The sequence below is a fragment of the Mycobacterium sp. MAA66 genome, from assembly GCF_041261665.1.
Classification (GTDB): Bacteria; Actinomycetota; Actinomycetes; order Mycobacteriales; family Mycobacteriaceae; genus Mycobacterium.
Window position 1 is genome coordinate 569,456 of record NZ_JBGCCC010000002.1, and the last position, 23,875, is coordinate 593,330.

The window sequence follows — 23,875 nt, forward strand, 5'->3', positions numbered from 1 at the left end:
CTCGACTCCGCTACCCGGGCCTACCTCAGTAGCGGATAGCATTGCCGAACCCGGTCGATCCACCAATCCCGCCGTCCCGCCGGCGCAGCAAGCCCGGTCAACCGCGAAAGATCGGGCGCCACCGCACCCACCGGTAGAAACCCGTCGATCGGTCCGGCCGTTTCCACCACGTCCTCGACGAACAAGCCACCGGTGCCCAACCCGCAGGCATGGTCGAGCACCGGCAGGCAGCCCGCGGCCAACAGCCCGCGCGACATACCGACCGCCGAATCCAATGCGCTGGACACCACGATCGGTATGTCGATCTGCGCTGCCATCGCCAGCAACTGCGAAACCCCGCCCAGCGGAGCAACTTTCACCACCGCAACATCGGCGGCGCCTGCACGGACCACGCGCAGCGGATCGTCCGCTTTGCGAATCGACTCGTCCGCGGCGATCGGCACGGTCACGCGAGACCGCACCTCTGCGAGTTCTTCGACTGTGGCACATGGCTGTTCGATGTACTCCAGCGGTCCCAACGCCGCGGCCGCCGCGACCGCCTCGCTCACCGTCCAACCGCCGTTGGCATCGACCCGCACCGTCGGCACCAACTCACGCACCGCCTCGACGCGGGCCACGTCGTCGGCCAGGGTCTGCCCGCGCTCGGCGACTTTGACCTTGGCCGTCCGCGCCCCCGGAAAACGGGCCAGCACCTCGGGCACCTGGCCCGCGGAGACTGCGGGCACGGTGGCGTTGATCGGCACCCGGTCTCGCACCGGCGCCGGGGCCAGCGAGTACGCGGCCTCGATGCCGGACGCCAACCAATACGCGGCCTCTGCCGGGCCGTACTCGGTGAAAGCCCCGAATTCGCCCCAGCCACACGGTCCTTCGATCAATGCGACTTCGCGGACGTCGATGCCGCGGAACCGCACCCGCATGGGCAGCGAGACGACGTGCAACCGGTCCAGCAGGTCAGACAGTGCTGCGATCTCGACCCTCCCAATAGGGCTGGCGCAGATCCTTCTTCATGATCTTGCCCGTGGGGTTACGCGGCAGTGCCTCGACGAAATCGACGGTCTTGGGACACTTGTAGGCGGCCAGGTGATCGCGCGCCCACGCGATCAGGTCGGACTCGCTGGCATCACCCTCTAGGGATACAACGGCTTTCACCGCTTCTCCCCACTTCTCGTCAGGGATGCCGAACACCGCGACCTCGGCGACTGCGGGATGTTCGGCCAGGATGCGCTCCACTTCGATGGAGTAGATGTTCTCTCCGCCCGAGATGATCATGTCCTTGAGCCGGTCTTCGATGAAAACATAGCCGTCAGAATCGACCCGGCCGATATCGCCGGTGCGGAACCAGCCGTCGGACGTGATGGCCTCGGCGGTGGCCTCCGGCTTGTTGAGATAGCCATTCATCAACTGCGGTGAGCGGAACCACAATTCGCCTTGCCCCCCGGCCGGGACGTCGTCGAGTGTGTTGGGGTCGACAACCCGCACTTCGGCTCCGGGGACCAGAGTGCCCGCGCTGATCATCCGGGCCTCGTCGCCGGAGCGGTGGTCCTCGGGCATCAGGCGGGTGATGGCCCCACACACCTCGGTCAGCCCGTACACCTGGATGAACTCGGTCTCGGGCCACGCCTCAAGAGCCTCCCGCAGCAGCGGCAGCGGCATCGGCGACGCCCCGTAGGCGTAGGTCTTCAGACCGCCGAACAGGTTCACCGCGTCCTGGCCGGACTCCAGCACCTTGGCCAGCACCGCGGGCACCAGGAAGGTGCGGTTGGCGCCGGCCAGGATTCCACCGGCCAACGCCATGGCGTCGACGTCGCGGGTCATGTAGCTGGGCACCCCGTGATGCAGCCCGTACTGCATATAGGAGGTGCCGCCGACATGGAACAGCGGCATGGCCACCAGGTTCTTGTCACCCGGCTCGGCCGTCCATCCTTCGAACGCGTTGACGGTGTGGGCGATGATATTGGCCTGGGTCAGCGCCACACCCTTGGGCCGACCGGTGGTGCCCGAGGAATACATGACGATCGCGATGTCGTCGGGCCGCACATCCGGTGCACGGTCGCGCGGGCCGGCCGCGGCCAGTACCGCCTCGTATTCGTCGTCGCCGCCGGCTTTGACCTCGATGATGGCGGTGACGCCGGGCAGCTTGTCGCGGATCGCTTCGACACCAGTTTTCAGCTCGTCGCCGACGAACAGGATCTTCGCACCGGAATCGTTGAGCACGTAGTCCATCTCGTCGGCAGCCAGCCGGAAGTTGATGATGGCCGTGGCCGCCCCCAACGACGCCGCAGCGATCACCACCTCGGCGCATGCCGGGTGGTTCTTGTCCAGGAACGCCACGACGTCCCCGCGTGTGACGCCGCGCTCGGCCATCGCCCCGGCCGCCCGGCGGATCCGGTCGTACCACTGCGACCAGGTCCAGGTGCGGCTCAGATAGGTGATGGCCTCTTCATCGGGCTTGACGGCCGCCCAGTGCGCGACGCGCTCATCGAGAAATCGGGGTTCCGGCAATTCAGGCATGCGCTGAGCGTGCCACGTCTACCCCGTGATCAGTCGGATTTGGCAAAAACCTGTTGTCCCGCTAGGTATGTCGCCCGTACTTCCAGGTCGGCAATGGACTCCGGCGCTACCACACGCGGGTCGGCGGACACCACCACCAGGTCGGCGTATTTGCCGGTCTGCAGCGACCCGACCACATCGTCGGAGAACAGCTGCCAGGCGGCATCGATGGTTTGCGCCCGGATCGCCTGTTCGACCGTCAGCCGTTCCGAAGGCGCCAGCACCCGGCCGCTGGGCGCCACCCGAGTGACCGCGACGCTGATGTTGCGTAGCGGTTCCTCTGGGGTGACCGGCGGATCGTTGTGCAACGAGATCCGCATGCCGGTGGCAGCGGCCGATCCGGCCGGCATCCACCGTTCACCGCGCTCCGGGCCGAACAGGCCGTCGACGATGATGTCGCCCCAGTAGTGGATCTGGTCGACGAAGAGGCTGCAGGTCACGCCGAGGCTGTGGGCACGCTGCAACTGAGCTGGGGTGATGGCGCCGACGTGTTCCAGCCGCAACCGATGATCTGGGCGCGGATTGGCTTGCAGCGCTTGCTCATACACGTCCAGGATGGTGTCGACACCAGCGTCGCCGTGCACGTGGCAGGCGATCGGCCAGCCCTTCGGGTAATACGCGGCAACGATCTCGACCAGCTGCTCGCGGGTGTAGTTGGCACACCCGCACGAACCGGGCACCACCCCGATGGTGCGGGTGGCCGCGGTGTCCAGGTACGGGAAGGTCAGGTCGATGTTGCCGATCCACGGTGACCCGTCGACCCAGATCTTGATGCCGACCTGACGGACCATGTCGTCGCCGTTGTCCGGGGTGGCGTCGGTGTGCAAGGCGGCGGTCGACATCTCGTAGGTGCGCAGGCGGACGGTGAGTTGATCGCGCATCTGCTCCAGCACCGGCCGGAACATCGGGTCGAAGGCCATCTCGGAGCACATGGTCAGCCCGGCCCGGTTCAGCCGGGCGCACTCGGCCAGCAGCATCGCCGGGTAGTCGGTGACCGAGATGGCATCACCCAGCAGTGGGAAGACGGCCGCGGTCTCCTCGGCTGTTCCGTCGAGTTCGCCGTCGGCGTCGCGCCCGTACTTGGCGCCATGCGGATCCGGGGTGTCGCGGGTCAGGCCGACGTTGCCCGCTGCCGCGGAGTTGAAGTACGCCTTGTGTCCGGAGTTGTGCACGATCACCAGCGGGGTGTCCGGCGCCATCTCGTCCAGCCAGGCCAGCGTCGGCGATGGCAGTCCCGGCTGCAGCAGCGGATCCCAGCCGTTCAGATATGCCCCTGCCGCGCCGCGCGCGGCAACCTCGTCGCGGATCGCCGCCACGATCGCGTCGGCGTCGGTGATGGTGACCGGCCGGATGTCGACCAGTCGACCGCCGAGCACCACCGCTTCCATCAGCGGATGGCCGTGCGCCTCCACCAGGCCGGGCATCAGGCAACCGTCGCCGAGATCGACTGTCCGGGTGCCGGGGCCAATCCACGATTCGACGTCGGAGTACTCCCCTACCGCGACGATGCGCCCGCCGGCCACCGCGAGTGCCGCAGCGGTCGGCCGGTCCTGGTCGACGGTGAGCACGGTTCCGAAGAAGATCAGATCGGCTGAGGGCATGGCGTGATCGTTTCACGCTCGACGCGCAGATACCGCGACATAGACGATAACTAGAACACGTTCTAGTGTGTTGGGCATGAGTGATGAGTTGCTGCGCCATCCCCTGCATTCCGGGCACTTCACCGTGAGCGCGCTCAAGCGCAACAAGGACAAGCCGGTGCTTTTCCTCGGCGACACCACACTGACCGGCGGCCAGCTCGCCGACCGCATCAGCCAGTACATTCAGGCTTTCGAGGCACTCGGCGCCGGCGCCGGCAGCGCCACCGGCCTGCTCTCGCTGAACCGGCCCGAAGTGTTGATGATCATCGGCGCCGGCCAGACCCAGGGCTTCCGCCGCACCGCACTACACCCTCTCGGTTCGCTGGACGATCACGCCTATGTGCTGGCCGACGCGGGCGTCACCTCGCTGATCATCGATCCGACCCCGGCATTCGTCGAGCGCGCGCTGGGCCTGCTCGACAAGGTGCCCTCACTCACGCAGGTGCTGACCATCGGCCCGGTCCCCGAGGCCCTGGCCGACGTCGCCAAGGATCTTGCCGCCGAGGCGGCGAAGTTCGAGCCCCAGCCGTTGAAAGCCGCGGACCTGGCGCCCGATCATGTCGGCGGCCTGACCTACACCGGCGGCACCACCGGCAAGCCCAAGGGCGTCATCGGCACCACGCAATCGATCACCACCATGACCACCATTCAGCTGGCCGAGTGGGAGTGGCCGGAGAACCCACGCTTCTTGATGTGCACACCGCTGTCGCACGCCGGCGCGGCGTTCTTCACCCCGACCATCGTCAAGGGCGGAGAACTGGTCGTCCTGACCAAGTTCGACCCGGCCGAGGTGCTGCGGGTGATCGAGGAACAGAAGATCACCGCCACCATGCTGGTGCCGTCGATGATCTACGCGCTGATGGACCACCCGGACAGTCATACCCGCGACCTGTCCTCGCTGGAGACCGTCTACTACGGCGCCTCGGCGATGAACCCGGTGCGCCTGGCCGAGGCCATCCGCCGCTTCGGCCCGATCTTCGCGCAGTACTACGGCCAGTCCGAGGCCCCCATGGTGATCACCTATCTGGGCAAGGGCGAGCACGATGAGAAGCGGCTGACCTCATGCGGCCGGCCCACGCTGTTCGCCCGCACGGCGCTACTGGACTCCGACGGCAACCCGGTGCCCCAGGGTGAGGTCGGCGAGATCTGCGTGTCCGGCCCGCTGCTGTCCGGTGGCTACTGGAACCTGCCCGAGGCGACCGCGGACACCTTCAAAGGTGGCTGGATGCACACCGGCGACCTGGCCCGCGAGGACGAGGACGGCTTCTGGTACATCGTCGACCGGACCAAGGACATGATCGTCACCGGCGGGTTCAACGTGTTCCCGCGTGAGGTGGAAGACGTTGTGGCCGAACATCCTTCGATCGCACAGGTGTGCGTGGTCGGCACGCCCGACGAGAAGTGGGGCGAGGCGGTGACCGCGGTGGTGGTGCTGCGCCCGGACGCCGATTCGTCCGACGAGGCGGTGGCCCAGATGACCGCGGAGATTCAGGCCGCCGTCAAGGACCGTAAGGGTTCGGTGCAGTCGCCCAAGCAGGTCGTCGTGGTCGACTCGGTGCCGGTCACCGCGCTGGGCAAGCCGGACAAGAAGGCGGTGCGGGCGCAGTTCTGGACAGGGGCCGATCGAGCCGTCGGCTGACGGCTGACCTCGCGAGCAGACGTGAATGCCCCCAATTTCCATGGATTTTGGGGGCATTCGCGTCTGCTCGGCAGAACTAACTAATAAGGCAGGCCGGCCAAAAGCCGGTCGAACAACACCGCGGCCGCCTGGGCCGCCTGCTCGGTGTCGCCGGCGACGATGTAGTCGAGCCACCGATGGTGGTCCTCGAGCACGGTCTCGACCGGTGACTCATTCACCACCGCCACACTCGCGGTGATCACCTCGATCAACCCGAGGTACAGCTCGATCAGCATGGTGTTGCCGGAGGCACGCATCACGGCGCAATGGAATTCGGTGTCTGCGCGGGCGAATTCGTGATGATCCCCCGCCCGTTGCAGTTCGTCCCGGCCATCCAACAGCTCACGCAGCGCGACGATGTCATCGGCGGTCCGGTTGGCGGCGGCCAGTCTCGAACCCTCCACCTCCAGCCCGCGCCGGACCTGCAACACGTCACGTAGCTCAGCGCTGCACAGTCGGCGCAGCGCGCCGGAGACCTCGCTGGTGGCCCGCACATAAGTGCCGTCGCCCTGCCGGACCTCGAACAATCCGGCGTGCGCCAGCGCACGGATGGCTTCGCGCACCGTATTGCGGCCCACGCCCAGCGCATCGACCAGGTCGCTCTCGTTCGGGATGCGCTGCCCCACCGGCCACTCGCCGGCCGTCACCGAACCCCTGAGCTGTTCGATGACCTGCTCGACCAGGCTGCCGCGACGGGCTGTGTTCAGCGGCACACAAATATCCTTTCATCCAATCATGGGATGTATGCGACAGTATCAGGATGCGCGGCGACACCACGGATCAACATCCCATCGAGGACGGACTGGCCCTCGAACTCGACGGTGCCATCGAGGTGACCACCGCGTCGACGCCGACCAGGGTGGCCGGCGGCGTGTTGCTCGCGGCCGCCGTGGTCCTGATCGCACTGAACCTGCGCCCCTCCGTCACCAGCGTCGCCCCGCTGCTCGGCGAGATGCGCGGCGCACTGGGCACCTCGTCGATCTGGGCGGGGATGCTCACCACCTTGCCGGTGCTGTGCTTCTCCGCGGCCGGGTTCGCCGCACCGTGGCTGGCCAAGCGATTCGGGCTGGGCCGCACCGTGGCGCTGGCCCTGGTCGCCATTGCCGTCGGACTGGTGCTGCGTCCCTACGGCGGCGGCTACGTGATGCTCGGTGCGACGCTGATCGTCTCGTCCGGAATCGCGCTCGCCAACGTGTTGATTCCCGTGGTGATCAAGAGTTCATTCCCGGCCCGGGTGGGTCTGATGACGGGCATCTACACCAGCGCGCTGCAGGCCGGCGGTGCGCTGGGAGCCGCCGTCACTCCCGCGGTCGAGCAGCGCCTCGGCGGCTGGTGCCCCGCGTTGGCGTCATGGGCGGTACTGGCCGCTGCCGCCCTGCTGCTGTGGATTCCCGCGGCCCGTCGACACCGCGCGGACTGGGCCGCGGCCACTGCCACCACCACCGCGCGCCGCTCACTGTTGCGCAATCGGTTGGCCTGGACGGTGACCCTGTACATGGGCAGCCAGTCACTGATGGCGTACATCATGATGGGTTGGCTACCACAGATTTTCATCGACAACGGCATCGACAAGACCACCGCCGGCATACTGTCCGGGGTGATGTCGCTGATCGGCGTGCCGGTCGCACTGATCATCTCACCGCTGGCCGCACGCAGCTCCAGTCAGAGTTGGTGGAACGCCGGCCTCGGCGTGCTGGGTCTGACCGGCACCATCGGGCTCGTCATCGCCCCAACGGCGGCACCGGTGCTCTGGAGTTCGCTGATCGGCATCGGCATGAGCGCGTTCTCGCTGGCGCTGACGGTCATCGCGCTGCGCGCCCGCAACGCCGAGGACACCGCCCAATTATCCGGTATGGCACAGGGATTCGGCTATCTGCTGGCCAGCACCGGACCGTTCCTGTTCGGTCTGCTGCATGACCTGTCCGGCGGCTGGACCGTGCCGTTCGTGTTGTTCTTCGCGGTATACGCAGTACAGCTGACCGCCGGCACGCTGGCCGGTCGCAACCGGTACGTCTAGAACTGTTGGCGGTGCGGCATCCGGCCGCGGCTACGCTCGGCAACATGAGCCAGGAACGCGACGCCGATCTCAAGCCACCGTGGTGGCTCAAACCGATGAACAAGGTGTTCATGACGGTCATCCGGGTGGTCCCGATCAAGGGTCCGACGGTGCTCACCGTGCCGGGCCGCAAGTCCGGTCAACCGCGGTCGACACCCATCACCCCCTTCGAGGTGGATGGCAAGCGCTATGTCGTCGGTGGCTTTCCCAAGGCCGACTGGGTGCAAAACGCCCGTGCCGCGGGCACCGCGACAGTGGGCAGCGGCCGCCGCGCCGAACAGGTTCGGCTGGTCGAGGTGCCTGCCGACGAAGCTCGGCCACTGCTACGTCAGTTCCCGATCCTGGTGCCCACCGGAGTCGGGTTCATGAAGAATGCCGGACTGGTGACCGGTCCGAATCCCGATGAGTTCGAGGCGCTGGCCGGGCGCTGTGCGGTGTTCCGGTTCGACCCGGCCTGATTCCCGCGCGAGTCGAGATCCCCTGCCGGACAAGGCGGGATGGGACAACCCTGAGCGGCAGTACCGGTCGCCGATCGAAAACTCGGATGACTGACGCACCCTCGATGCGCTAGACATGGGTAATGGCTGAGCTGAAGCTGCGAACTATCTGTGACGACAACGACTACGACGCGTTCATGACCGCGTCCTATGCGGTGTTCCTGGAGGACGCGCAGCCGGACGAATTCGAATTGGTGCGAAAGTTCGTCGAGTTCGACCGGATGGCGGGATTTCACGACGGCCGGCGCTGGGTGTCCACCAGCGGCGCATTCAGCCGCCAAGTGGTGCTGCCCGGCGGTGCGATCGTCCCGGTGGCGGCGGTAACCGCGGTCACCGTGTCACCAAGCCATCGGCGCCAGGGCCTGCTGACCGCGATGATGCGCCACCAGCTCGACGACATCCGGTCCCGGGGAACCGAGGCGATCGCGATGCTGTTCGCGTCGGAGGCCGCGATCTACGGTCGCTTCGGCTACGGGATGGCGAGCGCGAACGCGACGCTCTCCGGCGGGGTGCGCGAACTCGGATATCGCCCCGCCGTGGAGGTCGGCGATGGTTCGGTGACCGAAGTGGACGCCGAGACGCTGTTGACCTCGGCCCCGGAGGTCTACGGCCAGGCCATTGCGCCACTGCCCGGGCAGATGTTGCGACCCCGCTCATGGTGGGACTTCTGGGTGCACGACAATGCCGAGCGAAGCAAGGACTCGGGCAAGATTCGCTTTGCCCTGCATCACGAAACCGATGGGACGGCAAGCGGATTCGCCATCTATCGGCCCAAGATCAAGTGGGCTGACAGCGGACAACCCGACAGCGAACTACACGTCGAGGAGGTACACGCCACCAATCACCGGGCGTACGCCCGCATTTGGCGATACCTGCTCGACATGGACCTGGTGCGCGTCGTCAAATACGGCCGCGCCGCGGTGGACGAGCGACTGCGCTACCTGGTGGCCGACCAGCGGGCACTGCAGTGCGCTGTGAGCGACGGCATCTACGTACGCATCGTGGATGTCCGCCGGGCGCTGACGGCGCGGAGGTACACCACCGACGTCGACGTGGTTCTGGAGCTCACTGACGAGTTCTGCCCATGGAATGCCGGTCGGTACCGTCTTCGCGGCGGTCCGAACGATGCCTCGTGCGAAACCACCACGGAGCCTGCCGATATCGCACTGACCGCGCGTGACCTTGGCACGATCTATCTGGGCGGAGTCAGCCTGCAGTCACTGGCCGGCGCCGGACTGGTCACCGAACTCAGCGCGGGCTCGGTGCACCGGGCCGCCGTCGCCTTCGGCTGGCCGGTCGCCCCCAGCGTGCCCGACAACTTCTGACCAGCGGTCCTCGCTCGGCCGCGGCGGCGCCGGGCACCGCGAGGTCCGGCTGGACCCGGCCTAGAGGTGCGGAGCCTGCTTGATCTTGCTGTCCGGCGTGCCTGCGGTCTGGCAGTAGGCCTGCACCGCAATCCGGGTACCGGTGATCTCCAGATTGGTTGCCTCCTTGCCTCTTTCGTCTTTGAGTAGCTTGGCAACCGCAGCGGTCTGCTGAGACTCCTCGGCGCCCAGAAAGTTCTTGCAGGTGGTGTCGCCGCCGGTCTGGGCCGGCGAACACCCGACCATCGCCAAGCCCGCCCCAAACACCACTGCAGTCACCGATCGCCTCATGGCTAGAGTCAAACACGTGAGCCAAGCGAACCCGTTCGACCCCGCGTTGTGGGAGCCCGTCACCGCCCTCGGTGAGCTGACCGACATCACCTACCACCGGCACGTGCTCGACGGAAAGCCGCAACCTACCGTTCGGATCGCCTTCGATCGGCCCGAGGTGCGCAACGCATTCCGGCCGCACACCGTCGACGAGCTGTACCGCGCGCTCGACCATGCCCGGATGAGCCCCGACGTCGGCGTCATCCTGCTCACCGGTAATGGCCCGTCCGAGAAGGACGGCGGCTGGGCCTTCTGTTCAGGCGGCGACCAACGCATCCGGGGACGGGCCGGCTACCAGTACGCCAGCGGCGAGACCGCCGAGACCGTCGATCCGGCCCGCGCCGGGCGGCTGCACATCCTCGAGGTCCAGCGGCTGATCCGATTCATGCCCAAGCCGGTCATCTGCCTGGTCAACGGCTGGGCCGCCGGCGGTGGGCACAGCCTGCACGTGGTGTGCGACCTGACCCTGGCCAGCCGCGAGCACGCCCGGTTCAAGCAGACCGACGCCGATGTCGGCAGCTTCGACGGCGGCTACGGCAGCGCGTACCTGGCCCGGCAAGCCGGGCAGAAATTCGCCCGCGAGATCTTCTTCCTGGGCCGCGCCTACACCGCCGAGCAGATGCAGGCGATGGGCGCAGTCAACGAAGTCGTCGACCACAAAGACCTGGAAACCGTTGCACTGCAATGGGCTTCGGAGATCAACGGCAAGTCACCACAGGCCATCCGGATGCTCAAGTTCGCCTTCAACCTGCTCGATGACGGACTGGTGGGCCAACAGGTGTTCGCCGGCGAGGCCACCCGCCTCGCGTACATGACCGACGAGGCCGTCGAGGGCCGGGACGCGTTCCTGGAGAAGCGCGACCCGGACTGGAGCCAGTTCCCCCGCTATTTCTAGACCTTTGCTGAAACCACCGCTACCCGCTCGAAACGGGCGATCGTCGATTCAGTCGGTACGCCCCCTGCGAGGTGGCTGAACAACGTCTGGACGGGGCAGTCGGCAGGTTTCCCATGAGTGCGCTGTGTATCAGCTTGGGCCGACGTCCTCCGGCAATCTTTGGCGGCACACTGTGTGGTGATGATTGCTGGATCCCGCTTCCGCATCGGCCGATGGGTGTTGTTGGCCGAGGGTATCGCCATGGGCGTCTTCGGGGGCGCGGGTCTGGCGTGGTCGATGGCCAATCCGCAGTTCGGTGCCGAGGGCGCGCCCATTCTCTGGCTGCGGGTCACCCCGATCCACTGCGGGCTGATGCTCGGCATCGGCGTGCTCACCATATTCGCCTCCTTGGGCCGCACCGCGGTCGTATTCAGCCGGATCGCCTCGATCGGTTGGCTGACGCTGACTATCGTGTGCGCATCGGCCGCCGCCAGCCACACACCGGGGCCACTGGGCTTCGACTCCCGCGACAGCGTGCTGTACGGCATCCTGACGCTGTACAACTGCGCGCTGGTGCTGTGGTTCACCGTGGGGATGAGCAAGTTCGGCAAGAGCAGGCGGCGAGATGTCGCGGCGGCTCCGCCAGCCTCGGATGCACCGACCGCTCCCGTCACCCAGATCCCCAATCGCGTGTCACGCAACCACCCCGATGCGGTGACCACCCGCTGAACCCTGTTAGCCTCCCCGCGTGAGCGAGCCTGGCTACTCCGACACCGAACGCGCGGCCGTATACCGGGTGATGGCAGAGCGTCGGGACATGCGGCACTTTGTACCGAATTCCCATGTGCCTGAACAAGTTCTACGTCGCATCCTGGAGGCCGCCCACATGGCCCCCAGCGTCGGGTTGATGCAGCCGTGGCGGTTCCTGCGGATCACCGACGCGACCACCCGCAACGCCATCAAGGCGCTGGTCGATACCGAGCGGCTGCAGACGGCGGAGGCCTTGGGGCCGCGGGAGGCCGAGTTCCTGGCGCTGAAAGTCGAGGGCATCGGTGATTGCGCCGAGCTGCTGGTGGTGGCTCTCGGCGAGCATCGGGAGAAGCACATCTTCGGCCGGCGCACCATGCCGCACATGGATCTGGCCTCGGTGTCGTGTGCGATTCAGAACATGTGGCTGGCGGCGCGCGCCGAAGGCCTCGGCATGGGTTGGGTTTCGCTGTTCGAGCCGACCGATCTGGCGGAGCTGCTGGGCCTGCCCGACGGTGCCGAGCCGATCGCGGTGTTGTGCCTGGGCCCGGTGCCCGAATTCCCGGACCGGCCCGAGTTGGAGATCGTGGGTTGGACGACGGCGCGGCCGCTCGATGAGCTGGTCTATACCGACAACTGGCCGGTTACCTAAGCTCGGGGGTTGTGAGTAGGAATCCGTTGCGCCGAGTGGCTGACAGCCTGATGCTGGCGAGCATGCGTCCCCCGCTGATCGAACGATTGTCCGGCCGTGACGAGGTGAAGTTGTCCGGCAAACGCATCCTGTTGACCGGCGCCTCCTCAGGTATCGGAGAGTCCGCCGCGGCCAAGTTCGCCGAACTGGGCGCCACCGTGGTGATCGCCGCGCGGCGAGCCGACCTACTGGAAGCCGTCGCCGCACGTATCACCGCTGCCGGCGGCGAGGCGCTGGCGCGACCGTGCGACCTGTCCGACCTGGATGCGGTGGACCAGCTGGTGGCCGATGTGCAGGCCGAGCTCGGCGGTGTCGACATCCTGATCAACAACGCGGGCCGGTCGATCCGTCGCCCGCTGGCAGAGTCACTGGAGCGCTGGCACGACGTCGAACGCACCATGGCGCTGAATTACTACTCACCGCTGAGACTGATCCGGGGACTGGCGCCGGGCATGTTGGAACGCGGCGACGGGCACATCATCAATGTGTCCACCTGGGGTGTGATGAACGAGTCGTCGCCGCTGTTCGCGGTGTACAACGCATCCAAGTCGGCGCTGACGGCGGTCAGCCGGGTCGTCGAAACCGAGTGGGGCGCAAGCGGAGTGCACTCGACCACGCTGTTCTATCCCTTGGTGAAGACGCCGATGATCGCGCCGACGCGCGCCTACGACGGGATGCCGGGGCTGTCCGCCGACGAGGCCGCGGACTGGATGATCACCGCCGCGCGCACCCGGCCGGTGCGGATCGCGCCACGGATGGCGGTGACCGCGCACGCGCTCAACAGCTTCATGCCGAACGCAGTGGACGCGGTGATGAAACGTCAACGCGTACAACCGGCCACGTAGTCCGATGGAGATCCTGGCCAGCCGGATGCTGATCCGTCCCGCCGACTACCCCACGTCGCTGGCGTTCTATCGGGACGCCCTCGGTCTGGCGATCGCCCGCGATTACGGCGCGGGAATGGTGTTCTACGCCGGGCAGTCGTTGATCGAACTCGCCGGCCACGGCCGCGGTGACGGGCAGCACGGGACATTTCCCGGGGCGTTATGGCTACAGGTCCGCGACGTCCGGGCGACGCAGACCGAACTGGAGAGCCGAGGGGTGCTGATTTCCCGTGCAGCCCAACAAGAACCGTGGGGCCTGCACGAGATGCATGTCGTCGACCCGGACGGGGTCAGGCTGATCTTCGTCGAGGTGCCTGAGAGCCACCCGCTACGCAAAGACACCCGGGGTACCTGACCCCGGGTGTCTCGACGGCGGTACCGTCAGCTCGTAGAAGCCGCCAGCGGCCAGCCCACCGAGGCCAGCCGTGCCGAGACCTGCTGGATCTCATCGGCACTGGGCGCCTGGTCGGTGACGCTCTTGATGGCCTGGTGGATCTCGTCCTGGGTGACCGGGATATCTCCGTTGGTCGACAGCAGGATGGACTGTGCGGCCTCGACGACCTGGTCCTCACTCAGCGAACGCTGCAGCAGCGCCAGCAGCGGGTAGTAATCCTTCGGGGGGACTCCCTCGGGGTAGCCCGCCCGCAGCCAGTTCAGGACGTTCTCGAACACCTTCGCGGATTCAGTCATGTCAGTGCCCCCCGCCGGCCTTGCCCATGAACGAGAACAGGTTGACGCCGGTGTGATGCAGGATCACGTCCTTGGTGATCCACAGGATCGCGAGCACCACGATCGCCCCGACGAGAACGAACAACAGCAGTCCGAGGGACTTCAGCGCGGCGTTGGGTGCCTGCGGCGCCCCGCTGGCGGTCACACCGCCGCCGGCGCCCGCCGAATAGGCGGCCAGGCCCCCGGCGAATACCGCCGGCAGACCCGCACCGAAGATCAACCCCACTACAAGAACCCGGAAGATGGCTTCCAAATATGTCATCGAACGATTCCCTATCAGCTCGGTTTACGTCGACCGTCAGACGGCCGCGGAGTCTTTGACTGGCTTGATTTTGGCGGCTTCACGCACGTCGGCCGGAACCGTCGAGTTCGTCGACTCGTCCCAATCGGCGTTGACGTTGTTCTGGTCGACCTTCTGCTGCTGAGCCCTCCAGTACATGAAGCCCGACAGCCCGACCAGGATGGCGAAGATCACGACGTCGCCGGCCAGTGGCGAGCTGAAACTGGCGATGCCATGTGACAGCCAGAACGACAGCGCGCCGACCAGCCCGGCAGCGGGCAGCGTGATCAGCCAGGCTGCGGCCATCCGGCCCGCGACCGACCAACGCACCTCGCCGCCCGGCTTGCCGACGCCGCTGCCCAGGATGGAACCGGTCGCCACGTGGGTGGTGGACAGCGCCATACCCGCGACGCTCGAGGTCAGGATGACCGCGGCCGACGAAGACTCGGCCGAGAAGCCTTGCGGCGAATCGATTTCCACCAGACCCTTACCGAGGGTGCGGATGACCCGCCAACCGCCGATGTAGGTGCCCAAGGCGATGGCCAACGCACAGCTGCCGATGATCCAGAACGGCAGGCCGTCCTTCTTCACGTCACCGGTGAGGTGACCGCTGCTGATCAGCGCCAGGGCGATGACACCCATGGTCTTCTGTGCGTCACCGGTGCCGTGCGCCAGGGACAGCAGCGAGGCAGTGGCAATCTGGCCCCAGCGGAAGCCCTCTTCGCGGCGGGCCTTCACGACGTTCTTGCTGATCCGGTAGACCAGCCAGGTGCCGGTCATAGCGACCAAACCGGCGATGAAAGGCGAGGCGACGGCGGGCAGCAGCACCTTGCTGGTGAGGCCCTGCCAGTTGACGCCGGCAAAGCCGGCCGCTGCGATACCCGAACCGATCAGACCACCGAACAAGGCGTGCGAGGAGCTGGACGGGATGCCGAACAACCAGGTCAGCAGGTTCCAGAGGATGCCGCCGATCAGGCCGGAGAAGATCACCGTCAACGCGACGGTCGCGTCGAGTTTGAGGTGACCGGTTTTGGGGTCCTGAATCTTCAGGACGTTGGTGGCCACCGTGACCGCCACGTTGACCGACAGGAAGGCGCCGACCAGGTTCAGGATGCCCGACAGGGTCACCGCAACCTTCGGCTTGAGGGCCCCAGTCGCGATCGACGTGGCCATGGCGTTTCCGGTGTCGTGGAAACCGTTTGTGAAATCAAATGCCAGGGCCGTTGCGATCAGCAACGCCAGGATCACCGTCTCTGCGCTCATGGCGCTAATTCTGGAGTAACGCTGCCGATTTTGACCAGTTACCCGGATTCCCGTTTTTGAGCCCGACCTGGCTTTTTGCTGTGAAAATTCAGGTGTTCATACAGAGTTCATCTTGCAACGCCAACGATTTTGACCGCGACCACGTCGCGAACACAGCAGACGTCTAGCCTTTCCGTTGGCTCGCTTGGTTCGCTGCGACCACAGCCACAAACTAAAATCCAATGTGATGCAAACGTTGGCAGGTTTGGTGCCGAACGGCCCGTCCCGAAGATCTGGAGGTGACGCCATGACTGCCTTTCTGACCAAGATCATGGCGTGGCTGCAGGCCGGATACCCCGAAGGCGTGCCCGGCGCTGACCGCGTCCCGTTACTCGCCTTGCTGGCCCGTCGGCTGACCAATGACGAAGTGGCAGCTGTCACAAAGTCTTTGATGCGCCGCGGCGAGTTCGACCACGTCGACATCGGGGTACTGATCACCCGGATGACCGATGAGCTGCCCCGCGAAGAGGACGTCGAGCGGGTGCGCGAACGGTTGGCAGCCAAGGGCTGGCCGCTGGACGACCCCCGCGAAACCGGTGACAGTCACGATGCCGAAGACACCGCAGGGGGCTCGGCATAGCCGTCCTGCGCGCGGTCGAGGTTGGCGCGGGTACACCCGCACTTGCCCTGCTGCCCGCGCTGGAACGTGCATTGAGCGGCCACGATGCCCTCTTGCCGATTCCTGCCGACGACGCCCGCCAGTGCGCACTGCTGACCAGCGCCCTACGGGTCGGCCAAGACATCGACGACTCGATCGCGGCGGTGGTCTCCACCTCCGGCACCACCGGCGCACCGAAGGGCGCAATGTTGACCGCGTCGGCATTGACTGCCAGCTCGTCGGCGACGCACGCCCGACTGGGCGGGCCGGGACGGTGGCTGCTGGCGCTGCCCGCCTACCACATCGCAGGCCTGCAGGTGCTGATCCGCAGTATCTGCGCGGGCACGGCGCCGGTGGCCCTGGCCCCCGGCTTCAGCAGTGACGAATTACCCGCTGCGGTAACAGCTTTGGGTTCGGGTCGACGTTACGCCTCGCTGGTTTCGGTTCAGCTGGCCAAGGCGCTGGCCGATCCGGCCGCGACGGCGGCGCTGGCCGAGCTGGATGCCGTGCTGATCGGTGGTGGTCCGATGCCCCCCGGCCTCGGCCAAAAGGCCACGGCTGCAGGCATTTCGGTGGTCCGCACGTATGGCATGAGCGAGACGGCGGGCGGCTGCGTATACGACGGGGTGCCGCTGGACGGGGTGCGGGTGCAGATCGCCGACGACGGCCGGATCGCCTTGAGCGGGCCAACGGTGGCGGCCGGTTATCGCAATCGGGTGCAGCCGTCGCCGTTCGTAGACGGTTGGTTTCACACCGATGACATTGGCGTGGTTGATGATTCGGGAGTGCTCAGGGTACTGGGGCGGGTCGACGACGCCATCGCCACCGGCGGCCTCAAAGTACAGCCCACGCTGGTCGAGTCCGCACTGGCCGGGCATCCGGCTATCGCCGAGTGCGCGGTGTTCGGTCTGCCCGACGAAAGCCTGGGCCAGCGCGTGGCCGTCGCGCTGGTGCTGCAGCCCGGCGCCGACACCCCGACCGTCACCGACCTACGGGCATACGTCGAACAGGCCGCGGCCGCCACCGCGGCGCCGCGGGAAGTGCATGTACTGGCCGAATTACCGCGGCGCGGCATCGGCAAGGTGGACCGAAAAGCCTTGGTGGCCCTGTTCAGTGGTGATGCCGGTCACACGGCGGGCGCCTGATTCGGTGACCAGACCGAGTCTCTGGGACCCTGGATTGGTACCGAAGAGTTGGAGTTCGCATGTCTGCTCGCCATTCCAAGGACGATCCCATCAACCCGGGACCTGCGCTGACCACGCTGACCTGGTTCGGTGGTGGCACCGTAGCCGATCCCGAAGGCCGTTCCGGAACACCTTTCATCGGGGCCCTGGTGCTGCTCGGCGGTGTGGTCGCCTGGCTGATCGCGGCCGGAGTCACTGTCGCGGCCACCGGTTGGCCGGTGGCCGTGGCATTTTCGGCCGCGCTGGTTTTCGCCGCGTTGGTGGTGCTGGCTATTCGAACCACGGTCAGCGGTGCCCGCGGCATGCTCGGCCGCGTCGCCGTCGCCGTCGCGGTGGGCTTGGTGGTCGGTGAGCTGTCGTCGATGCTGTTGTTCGGCGGTGCCATCACGCAACACCTTGAGCGGCAAGCCCTGGAACGGAGCGCCTCGACGCCGGCCGTCGCATCGTCCGCCGCTGATCTGGACGCGCAGCGCGCGGCACGCAAGGCCCTGGACGAGGCCGTCGACTCGGCCCGCGGGCGCCGAGACGAAGCGCAGGTGGTGGCCCGGTGCGAGTTCCAACCGGAGCCGTCGTGCCCGCAACAATCCATCACCGGAGTGGCCGGCGACGGACAGATCACCCAGAACACCCAGGAAGTGCTCGATCAGGATCAGCACGAACTCGATGCGGCGCTGGCCGCCCGGGACCGGCAGGCTCCCGCGCTCGACGCCCGCATCACCGATGCCGAGCACTCCACCGCGCTGGCCCGGCAGTCCGCGCTTGCCGGGGCCGACCAGGGCTTCGGCGCCCGGTGGGTGGCGATGAACGCGTACACGCTGAGTGCCGTGGTCGCGTTGAGTCTGCGCGTGCTGACCGCGGCGGCCTGTGTCCTGCTGTATCTGCTGCCGCTGCTGCTGCACACCCGGCAGGACCGCACGCTGCGTGAGCGGCACAATCAGTCACGACTGCGGGCGGAACTGCAGGCCGAAACCGCGATCGCGGTCAAACGCGCCGAGGTCCGGGCTGCCGCCGAAATCCTGCAGGCCGAGCACCAGCTGACCACGATGAAGACGGCGCTGGAGGCCGAAGCCGAGATCAGCCGCGAATACCACCGCCAGCGGGTGGCCGACGCGCGAACCGCGCAGCCGGCGGCGCTGGCCGCCCAGGTACTCGCCGCGCCTGTAGGGCTGATGCCGATCGAGGCTGCTGCCGCTGCTGCCGCCGGCGAACCGGCGGCCCTGCCCGTCGCGGCGGCCGAGGCGCCAACCGCCGACTCTCGTCTGCCCGTGCCGGCCGATCCCGCCCTGCCGGTCCCGGCGGCGTCCGTCGTGCCGGCCAAGTCCGGCGGGCTGCCGTCGATCCCGGTGTTGCCCGACATCGCCGGCGCCGCGGTGCGTTTCCTGCGTCCTTTGGTGCCGCCGGTGATCACCCAGGTCGTGGAGAACTCGACGCAGCAATTGCGTTCGGCGCAAAGGGTTCTCGAGGAGTTCGAAGAGCTCACCTTCTCGTTCCGCCGCACCACCCGGGTGATCGTCCAGGAAACCGAAGAGCAGCGCGGCACCGGCGGCGATCCGGCGCCGAGCGCGGATCCCGGCCCGACCTTGGGGCACGTCGACTCCGCGCGCGACTACCCGACCATCGACACGCGGGTCATCGATGCCGAAGCCCTCGGCTCCCCGGATATCACCCCGGCCGTCGAACACACCGACCGCCGGCAGTTGCGGTCCGGTCCACGGGCGATCGACCGCTGAGTCAGTCCGGCAATGAATTACTCAGCCGCTCAGCGGAAGCCAGGTAGTCCTCGATGAACTCGCGAACCACTTCCCGGGCCGGCTTGATCCTGTTCATCAGCCCGACGCCCTGACCAACGAAGTAGGTGGCCAGCTGCTGGGCCCCTGGATGTCCTTGGGCGGCAAGCCGATCCACCCGGCGCAGCACCGGTTCGCTCAGCATGTTCTGTAGCGGCAACGGCAGTGGCTTGCGACCGCCGTCCTTGGGCGCCCAAGCATCGGTCCAGTCCGAAACCAGTTGTCGCGAGGGCTTTCCCGTTCGCCCCGCCGAGCGCACGGTGTCCCGTGAGGTCGCATCGATCATCTTCTGTTTGGTCGCCGGCGCCGTCTCGGCCTCCTCAGTGGTCAACCACACCGACCCGGTCCACGCACCTGCAGCACCCATCGCCACCACGGCCGCCATCTGTCGTCCGGTGACGATGCCTCCGGCAGCCAGCACCGGGACGGCGTCCTCAATGGCGTCGATCACCTCGGGCACCACCACCAGCGTCGACACCTCACCGCAGTGCCCGCCCGCCTCGGTGCCCTGCGCCACGATCAGATCGACCCCGGCGGCCACCTGCTTGATCGCGTGCTCCTTGGCGCCGACCAGCGCGGCCACCGGAATCCCCCGCTCCCGCCCCGCCTCGATCATGTAATCCGGCGGCACGCCAAGGGCATTGGCGATCAGCCTGATCGGGTGGCTGAGCGCGACGTCCAACAGCTCATGCCCGGTGTTGCCGGACAACACCGAACCACCGGTGCGCGGAGTGGCTTCCGGCTCGATGCCATGGTCGACCAGCAGCTGTGCAACGAAGTCTCGGTACTCGGCAGGGATCCGGTCGGCGAACTGGTCGTTGGAAAGGTTCTCGCCCTTGCCCTCGAACTTGGCCGGCACGATGATATCCAGCCCATAGGGCCGGCCGTCGACATGATCGTCGATCCAGGCCAGTTCCCGGTCCAGCTGTTCCGGGGTGTAGGCCGTCGCCCCCAGGACCCCGAAGCCGCCGGCGTTGGTCACCGCAGCGACGACGTCGCGGCAGTGGCTGAATGCGAAGAGCGGAAAGTCGATACCGAACTGCTCACAGATACGGGAAGTCACCCCGTCAGTATTGACACCCCCGCTTGACGGGTGTCAAGTACCTATCCGATCAAGGCAGGGCGAACGGGAGTTTCACGCCGGCGTGGGCCAGGCAGTGCGTACAGGTCCGGTCAGTCGGGACCCGGGCGACGGTCTGCTGCACCAGCGCCTTGAACATGGGCATGTTGCGCTCGAACTCGGCGAACACGTCGACGGCGGTCACGCCTTCACCGGAGGTGATGCCGGCATCCAGGTCGGTGACCAAAGCTATTGCCGCATAACATATTTCCAGCTCACGGGCCAGCACTGCCTCGGGGTAGCCGGTCATGTTGATCAGGGTGAACCCCTGGGCGGCGAACCATCGACTCTCGGCCCGGGTGGAGAACCGCGGCCCCTGGATCACCACCATGGTGCCGCCGTCGACGACGCCCGGCTGGATTGCCGCCGCTCGCAGCGACGGGCAGTAGGGGTCGGCGAACCCGACGTGGATACCGCCGGAATCGAAGTACGTGTCGTCCCGGCTACGGGTTCGGTCGACCAGCTGATCGGGCACCACCACGGTGCCCGGACCATGGTCGACGGTCAGGCTGCCAACCGCGCAGGGCGCGAAGATGCGCCGAACCCCGAGCGTCCGCAACGCCCACATATTGGCCCGGTACGGCACGGTGTGCGGCGAGAATTCGTGGTTGCGCCCATGCCGCGGCAGGAACGCCACCTCGTGCCCGCCGACGGTGCCGACGGTGATCGCAGCGCTGGGCGCTCCGTACGGCGTTTCCACGCTCACCGAGCGCGCATCATCTCCGAAGAACGTATAGAAACCACTACCGCCGATGACTCCGAGCATGCCCGAGATTATTCGGGGTCGGGACCCGGCTCCGGCGAGCGGTGTACCGCCAGCTCGTCGGCCTCCTCCTGCTCCAGCTGGGCGCGGGCCCGCCGGGCACCGTCCCTGATGGCGAACGCATCGGTGGCCAGGCCGCCGATGGACTTTGAGACGTCCCTGACCGCATTGACGATCACATTGGTGACCTCACCGACCGTCGATGCCACCGCTTCGATCGATTCCTGGACCATGTCCTTACGGATCTCGTTCTTGCTGAGCCGATCCTTCATGACGACAAGTGTAGGGCCGTGGGACGATGACCATAGGGTGAGCCGAGCCACGGGTGAACAACCCAATGGCGGCCCAACGACGGGAAAGGTGGAAGAACGCGCGTGGCCAGTCTTTCTCAATGGGTTGAAGGCGCCCGTCCCCGGACCTTTCCCAACGCTGTGGCGCCGGTGCTGGCCGGTACGGCCGGCGCCGCCTGGCTGGGCTCGGCGGTGTGGTGGAAAGCGCTGCTGGCGCTGGTGGTTTCGCTCGCCCTGATCATCGGGGTCAACTACGCCAACGACTACTCCGACGGCATCCGCGGCACCGACGACGACCGCTCCGGGCCACTGCGGCTGGTCGGCTCCCGGGTGGCTTCGCCGCGCGCGGTGCTGGCTGCCGCTGTGATCAACCTGAGTCTGGGTGCAGCGGCCGGTTTGGCGTTGGCCCTGGCCAGCCAACCGTGGTTGATCGCCGTCGGAATCGCCTGTATCGCCGGCGCCTGGTTGTACACCGGCGGCGCCAATCCCTATGGCTACCGCGGCCTCGGCGAGATCGCGGTGTTCGTGTTCTTCGGCCTGGTGGCGGTACTGGGCACCCAGTACACGCAGGCACTGAGCGTGGACTGGGTCGGGGTGGCACTGGCGGTGGCCGTCGGTGCGTTGTCTTCTGCGGTGCTGGTGGCCAACAACCTTCGGGACATCCCGACCGATCAGGTGGCCGGAAAGATCACCTTGGCGGTGCGACTCGGCGACCCGCGTACGCGCGTGCTGTATCAGGTGCTGGTCGCCGTGCCGTTCGTGTTGACCGTGGCACTGATGTTCGCAACCCCTTGGACGGCAGCCGGATTCGCCGCCGTTCCGCTCGCGATGCGCGCTGCCCGGCCGGTGCGGTCCGGCGCCACCGGCCGTGAACTGATTCCGGTGCTACAGGCGACGGGGCTGACCATGTTGGCGTGGACAGTCCTGGTGAGCACGGCTCTGGTCGCCGTCCACAGCTAGGGCTTCTTGTCGCCGCGCAACCGGGCCTGCAGTTCGGCGCGGTCAGTGCGGCGCTGTTCGTCGAACGCGGCGATGCCCGCCGTCGCCCGGCGCCGCAATGGCGCAAACACCCAGATGCCCAGTGGCAAGCCGAGCACGATGGCGAACAACAGCGCGACCATCACCGGAAATTCACGCACGCCAAGCAGCAGTCCGCCGCCGTAGATCACGCCGGTGAGCACCGCAATCAGCAGCAAGCGGGCAACTGCGTACAGCAGCACATCGGCCAACAGTCGCGATTTCGACGGCGATTCAGTCACCGCTCGAGCCTACGACGGACGCGTATATTCAGAACAAGGAGGTATTCGGCGTGCAGTTCGTTTTGCTCAGCACCATTCTGGCGTTACTTGTGTATTTCGGCTGGCGCACGACTCGCGGTGCCGCCAATCGACCGACCACACGTGTCATCGGCCCCGACGACGATCCCGAATTCCTTCGGCACCTCGGCCACGACGACAACAGCCGCTGAGCCCGACAAGACCAGTCGAGCCCAGCCCACCCAGTCATCGGTGGGCTGGCGCGTCTGCCGTTGGTGGGCTCAGCCCACGCCCGCGTACGAGTGCAGGCCGACGGTGACCAGGTTGATGAAAAACAGGTTGAACACCATCGCCACAAAGCCGACGACGTTGATCCACGCGGCCTTCTTGTCCCGCCATCCGGCGGTCGAACGGGCGTGCAGGTAGGCGGCGTACACCACCCACGCGACGAACGAGACCGTCTCTTTGGGGTCCCAACCCCAGTACCGGCCCCAGGCCTCCTCGGCCCAGATGGCGCCGAAGATCACTCCGAAGCCGAAGACCGGGAACGCGAAAATGGTTGTCCGGTAAGCAATACGGTCCAGCGTCTGGGCATCTGGCAGTCGGCTGACGACGCGCGCCATGGTGCCTTCTCGGCCCGGCTCGGCCAGCGGTGACATCTTCAGCAGGAACAGGATGCTGGCCACCCCGGCGACCAGGAACACGCCCGAACCCAGGCTGACCACTGACACGTGGATGGGCAGCCAGTACGACTGCAGGGCAGGCATCACCGGGGCGGCGTTGGTGTACAGGTACTTGCCCGACACCGCCAACAGGATCAGCACCGGAATCAGTACGAAAACCCACAGTGCCCGGAACTGCGGGCGCCGCAACATGATTGCGCCGGCGACCAATCCGCAGAAACTGGTCAGGTTGATGAACTCGTACATGTTGCCCCACGGCGGCCGCATGGTGGCCCAGCCGCGCAGGACGATGCACACGAACAACATGGCGATGCCGACGTACACCAGGGACAGCCCGACCCGGCCGATGCGTTCGTCGGTGGTCCGCGTCGGGGAGTCGATCACCACCCCCGGTATCGCACTATCGGCGCCCACACCGACCAGTTCGCGACGCTCGACCGTGCGGCTGCGGCTGTATGCCAGCTCGACGGCCAGCAGCAGCATGGCGCCCACCAGCACCACCACCGAGGTGGTGTACGCCCAGTCCGAGTACCGGGCCAGGTCGATATCGATGTGTTCTGTGTTCATGCGCG

27 protein-coding genes are annotated in these 23,875 nt (G+C 66.8%); 14 read left to right on the top strand and 13 right to left on the bottom strand.

What is annotated here, in order from left to right; genetic code table 11:
* Positions 1-20 precede the first annotated feature (20 nt).
* The 3 genes from ABIA30_RS09250 to ABIA30_RS09260 are packed head-to-tail and all read right to left on the bottom strand — an operon-like array spanning position 21 to position 4,151.
* Positions 21-968 carry an o-succinylbenzoate synthase gene (locus tag ABIA30_RS09250; protein ID WP_370065475.1) on the bottom strand — a complete coding sequence of 316 codons (948 nt, stop codon included), beginning with the start codon at positions 966-968 and terminating at the stop codon, positions 21-23.
* A complete protein-coding gene (locus tag ABIA30_RS09255) occupies positions 952-2,511 on the bottom strand; it encodes a long-chain-fatty-acid--CoA ligase (RefSeq protein WP_370064364.1) in 1,560 nt (519 codons plus the stop codon). The genes ABIA30_RS09250 and ABIA30_RS09255 overlap by 17 nt, the downstream gene beginning before the upstream one ends.
* Positions 2,512-2,540: 29 nt before the next feature.
* Positions 2,541-4,151: an amidohydrolase gene (locus ABIA30_RS09260; RefSeq protein WP_370064366.1), complete on the bottom strand. Its 1,611-nt coding sequence runs from the start codon at positions 4,149-4,151 to the stop codon at positions 2,541-2,543.
* A 76-nt stretch (positions 4,152-4,227) separates the two neighbouring features.
* Here ABIA30_RS09260 and fadD8 point away from each other — a divergent pair, with 76 nt between their 5' ends.
* Entirely contained in the window at positions 4,228-5,829 is a 1,602-nt protein-coding gene (gene fadD8, locus ABIA30_RS09265; RefSeq protein ID WP_370064368.1) for a fatty-acid--CoA ligase FadD8, read from the top strand.
* 80 nt (positions 5,830-5,909) lie between these two features.
* Here fadD8 and ABIA30_RS09270 read toward each other — a convergent pair whose 3' ends face one another.
* A complete protein-coding gene (locus ABIA30_RS09270; RefSeq protein WP_370064370.1) occupies positions 5,910-6,581 on the bottom strand; it encodes a FadR/GntR family transcriptional regulator in 672 nt (223 codons plus the stop codon).
* Positions 6,582-6,628: 47 nt separating this feature from the next.
* Between ABIA30_RS09270 and ABIA30_RS09275 the strand changes: the two genes are divergently transcribed.
* From ABIA30_RS09275 to ABIA30_RS09285, 3 genes are all read left to right on the top strand, one after another.
* The gene (locus tag ABIA30_RS09275) at positions 6,629-7,885 is read left to right on the top strand and encodes a CynX/NimT family MFS transporter (RefSeq protein ID WP_370064372.1); all 1,257 of its coding nucleotides are present in this window, start codon (positions 6,629-6,631) and stop codon (positions 7,883-7,885) included.
* 44 nt (positions 7,886-7,929) lie between these two features.
* The gene (locus tag ABIA30_RS09280; RefSeq protein WP_370064374.1) at positions 7,930-8,382 is read left to right on the top strand and encodes a nitroreductase family deazaflavin-dependent oxidoreductase; all 453 of its coding nucleotides are present in this window, start codon (positions 7,930-7,932) and stop codon (positions 8,380-8,382) included.
* A gap of 122 nt (positions 8,383-8,504) precedes the next feature.
* Complete coding sequence (locus ABIA30_RS09285; RefSeq protein WP_370064376.1) at positions 8,505-9,746, top strand: GNAT family N-acetyltransferase; 1,242 nt, start codon at positions 8,505-8,507, stop codon at positions 9,744-9,746.
* A gap of 60 nt (positions 9,747-9,806) precedes the next feature.
* Here the strand turns inward: ABIA30_RS09285 and ABIA30_RS09290 are convergent, their stop codons facing one another.
* On the bottom strand, positions 9,807-10,076 hold the full coding sequence (locus ABIA30_RS09290) for a hypothetical protein (RefSeq protein WP_370064378.1): 270 nt from the start codon (positions 10,074-10,076) through the stop codon (positions 9,807-9,809).
* Between ABIA30_RS09290 and ABIA30_RS09295 the strand changes: the two genes are divergently transcribed.
* From ABIA30_RS09295 to ABIA30_RS09315, 5 genes are all read left to right on the top strand, one after another.
* Positions 10,075-11,010, top strand: coding sequence for a 1,4-dihydroxy-2-naphthoyl-CoA synthase (locus ABIA30_RS09295; RefSeq protein WP_370064380.1), 936 nt, complete (start codon positions 10,075-10,077; stop codon positions 11,008-11,010). The two genes, ABIA30_RS09290 and ABIA30_RS09295, sit on opposite strands and share 2 nt — an antisense overlap.
* 180 nt (positions 11,011-11,190) lie before the next feature.
* A complete protein-coding gene (locus ABIA30_RS09300; RefSeq protein ID WP_370064382.1) occupies positions 11,191-11,718 on the top strand; it encodes a hypothetical protein in 528 nt (175 codons plus the stop codon).
* Between the two features lie 19 nt (positions 11,719-11,737).
* A complete protein-coding gene (gene bluB, locus ABIA30_RS09305) occupies positions 11,738-12,388 on the top strand; it encodes a 5,6-dimethylbenzimidazole synthase (protein ID WP_370064384.1) in 651 nt (216 codons plus the stop codon).
* A gap of 11 nt (positions 12,389-12,399) precedes the next feature.
* A complete protein-coding gene (locus ABIA30_RS09310; RefSeq protein ID WP_370064386.1) occupies positions 12,400-13,272 on the top strand; it encodes an SDR family oxidoreductase in 873 nt (290 codons plus the stop codon).
* A gap of 4 nt (positions 13,273-13,276) precedes the next feature.
* Complete coding sequence (locus ABIA30_RS09315; protein ID WP_370064388.1) at positions 13,277-13,666, top strand: VOC family protein; 390 nt, start codon at positions 13,277-13,279, stop codon at positions 13,664-13,666.
* Positions 13,667-13,692: 26 nt separating this feature from the next.
* Here ABIA30_RS09315 and ABIA30_RS09320 read toward each other — a convergent pair whose 3' ends face one another.
* The 3 genes from ABIA30_RS09320 to ABIA30_RS09330 are packed head-to-tail and all read right to left on the bottom strand — an operon-like array spanning position 13,693 to position 15,583.
* Positions 13,693-14,001 (bottom strand): DUF3349 domain-containing protein, encoded by a 309-nt coding sequence (locus tag ABIA30_RS09320; protein WP_370064390.1) that lies wholly within the window; start codon positions 13,999-14,001, stop codon positions 13,693-13,695.
* Position 14,002: 1 nt separating this feature from the next.
* Complete coding sequence (locus ABIA30_RS09325) at positions 14,003-14,302, bottom strand: hypothetical protein (RefSeq protein ID WP_370064392.1); 300 nt, start codon at positions 14,300-14,302, stop codon at positions 14,003-14,005.
* A gap of 36 nt (positions 14,303-14,338) precedes the next feature.
* On the bottom strand, positions 14,339-15,583 hold the full coding sequence (locus ABIA30_RS09330) for an anion permease (RefSeq protein WP_370064394.1): 1,245 nt from the start codon (positions 15,581-15,583) through the stop codon (positions 14,339-14,341).
* A gap of 286 nt (positions 15,584-15,869) precedes the next feature.
* On the opposite strand from ABIA30_RS09330, the gene ABIA30_RS09335 reads away from it, so the two are divergent.
* The 3 genes from ABIA30_RS09335 to ABIA30_RS09345 are packed head-to-tail and all read left to right on the top strand — an operon-like array spanning position 15,870 to position 19,134.
* Complete coding sequence (locus tag ABIA30_RS09335; RefSeq protein WP_370064396.1) at positions 15,870-16,202, top strand: DUF3349 domain-containing protein; 333 nt, start codon at positions 15,870-15,872, stop codon at positions 16,200-16,202.
* Positions 16,203-16,249: 47 nt separating this feature from the next.
* Positions 16,250-17,365 (top strand): o-succinylbenzoate--CoA ligase, encoded by a 1,116-nt coding sequence (gene menE / locus ABIA30_RS09340; RefSeq protein ID WP_370065477.1) that lies wholly within the window; start codon positions 16,250-16,252, stop codon positions 17,363-17,365.
* A 59-nt stretch (positions 17,366-17,424) separates the two neighbouring features.
* Entirely contained in the window at positions 17,425-19,134 is a 1,710-nt protein-coding gene (locus ABIA30_RS09345) for a DUF4407 domain-containing protein (RefSeq protein WP_370064398.1), read from the top strand.
* Between the two features lies 1 nt (position 19,135).
* On the opposite strand, the gene ABIA30_RS09350 is transcribed toward ABIA30_RS09345, so the two are convergent.
* Genes ABIA30_RS09350 through ABIA30_RS09360 form a run of 3 tightly spaced genes read right to left on the bottom strand, consistent with a single transcriptional unit; the run spans position 19,136 to position 21,346 of the window.
* Complete coding sequence (locus tag ABIA30_RS09350) at positions 19,136-20,254, bottom strand: NAD(P)H-dependent flavin oxidoreductase (RefSeq protein ID WP_370064400.1); 1,119 nt, start codon at positions 20,252-20,254, stop codon at positions 19,136-19,138.
* A gap of 49 nt (positions 20,255-20,303) precedes the next feature.
* The gene (locus ABIA30_RS09355; RefSeq protein WP_370064402.1) at positions 20,304-21,077 is read right to left on the bottom strand and encodes an S-methyl-5'-thioadenosine phosphorylase; all 774 of its coding nucleotides are present in this window, start codon (positions 21,075-21,077) and stop codon (positions 20,304-20,306) included.
* Positions 21,078-21,085: 8 nt separating this feature from the next.
* Entirely contained in the window at positions 21,086-21,346 is a 261-nt protein-coding gene (locus tag ABIA30_RS09360) for a hypothetical protein (protein ID WP_370064404.1), read from the bottom strand.
* A gap of 102 nt (positions 21,347-21,448) precedes the next feature.
* Between ABIA30_RS09360 and ABIA30_RS09365 the strand changes: the two genes are divergently transcribed.
* The gene (locus ABIA30_RS09365; RefSeq protein ID WP_370064406.1) at positions 21,449-22,324 is read left to right on the top strand and encodes a 1,4-dihydroxy-2-naphthoate polyprenyltransferase; all 876 of its coding nucleotides are present in this window, start codon (positions 21,449-21,451) and stop codon (positions 22,322-22,324) included.
* On the opposite strand, the gene ABIA30_RS09370 is transcribed toward ABIA30_RS09365, so the two are convergent.
* Positions 22,321-22,623 carry a DUF4229 domain-containing protein gene (locus tag ABIA30_RS09370; RefSeq protein ID WP_370064408.1) on the bottom strand — a complete coding sequence of 101 codons (303 nt, stop codon included), beginning with the start codon at positions 22,621-22,623 and terminating at the stop codon, positions 22,321-22,323. The two genes, ABIA30_RS09365 and ABIA30_RS09370, sit on opposite strands and share 4 nt — an antisense overlap.
* A gap of 50 nt (positions 22,624-22,673) precedes the next feature.
* Between ABIA30_RS09370 and ABIA30_RS09375 the strand changes: the two genes are divergently transcribed.
* Positions 22,674-22,832 (top strand): hypothetical protein, encoded by a 159-nt coding sequence (locus ABIA30_RS09375; RefSeq protein ID WP_370064410.1) that lies wholly within the window; start codon positions 22,674-22,676, stop codon positions 22,830-22,832.
* A 69-nt stretch (positions 22,833-22,901) separates the two neighbouring features.
* On the opposite strand, the gene ccsB is transcribed toward ABIA30_RS09375, so the two are convergent.
* Entirely contained in the window at positions 22,902-23,870 is a 969-nt protein-coding gene (gene ccsB, locus ABIA30_RS09380) for a c-type cytochrome biogenesis protein CcsB (RefSeq protein WP_370064412.1), read from the bottom strand.
* Between the last annotated feature and the right edge of the window lie 5 nt (positions 23,871-23,875).

Coding starts and splice junctions, on each gene's coding strand:
- ABIA30_RS09345 (WP_370064398.1), top strand. CDS start 17,425: ATGTCTGCTCGCCATTCCAAGGACGATCCCATCAACCCGGGACCTGCG.
- ABIA30_RS09255 (WP_370064364.1), bottom strand. CDS start 2,511: ATGCCTGAATTGCCGGAACCCCGATTTCTCGATGAGCGCGTCGCGCAC.
- ABIA30_RS09335 (WP_370064396.1), top strand. CDS start 15,870: ATGACTGCCTTTCTGACCAAGATCATGGCGTGGCTGCAGGCCGGATAC.
- ABIA30_RS09315 (WP_370064388.1), top strand. CDS start 13,277: ATGGAGATCCTGGCCAGCCGGATGCTGATCCGTCCCGCCGACTACCCC.
- ABIA30_RS09290 (WP_370064378.1), bottom strand. CDS start 10,076: ATGAGGCGATCGGTGACTGCAGTGGTGTTTGGGGCGGGCTTGGCGATG.
- ABIA30_RS09330 (WP_370064394.1), bottom strand. CDS start 15,583: ATGAGCGCAGAGACGGTGATCCTGGCGTTGCTGATCGCAACGGCCCTG.
- fadD8 (WP_370064368.1), top strand. CDS start 4,228: ATGAGTGATGAGTTGCTGCGCCATCCCCTGCATTCCGGGCACTTCACC.
- ABIA30_RS09295 (WP_370064380.1), top strand. CDS start 10,075: ATGGCTAGAGTCAAACACGTGAGCCAAGCGAACCCGTTCGACCCCGCG.
- ABIA30_RS09280 (WP_370064374.1), top strand. CDS start 7,930: ATGAGCCAGGAACGCGACGCCGATCTCAAGCCACCGTGGTGGCTCAAA.
- ABIA30_RS09260 (WP_370064366.1), bottom strand. CDS start 4,151: ATGCCCTCAGCCGATCTGATCTTCTTCGGAACCGTGCTCACCGTCGAC.
- ccsB (WP_370064412.1), bottom strand. CDS start 23,870: ATGAACACAGAACACATCGATATCGACCTGGCCCGGTACTCGGACTGG.
- ABIA30_RS09300 (WP_370064382.1), top strand. CDS start 11,191: ATGATTGCTGGATCCCGCTTCCGCATCGGCCGATGGGTGTTGTTGGCC.
- ABIA30_RS09285 (WP_370064376.1), top strand. CDS start 8,505: ATGGCTGAGCTGAAGCTGCGAACTATCTGTGACGACAACGACTACGAC.
- ABIA30_RS09320 (WP_370064390.1), bottom strand. CDS start 14,001: ATGACTGAATCCGCGAAGGTGTTCGAGAACGTCCTGAACTGGCTGCGG.
- ABIA30_RS09360 (WP_370064404.1), bottom strand. CDS start 21,346: ATGAAGGATCGGCTCAGCAAGAACGAGATCCGTAAGGACATGGTCCAG.
- ABIA30_RS09325 (WP_370064392.1), bottom strand. CDS start 14,302: ATGACATATTTGGAAGCCATCTTCCGGGTTCTTGTAGTGGGGTTGATC.
- ABIA30_RS09275 (WP_370064372.1), top strand. CDS start 6,629: ATGCGCGGCGACACCACGGATCAACATCCCATCGAGGACGGACTGGCC.
- ABIA30_RS09355 (WP_370064402.1), bottom strand. CDS start 21,077: ATGCTCGGAGTCATCGGCGGTAGTGGTTTCTATACGTTCTTCGGAGAT.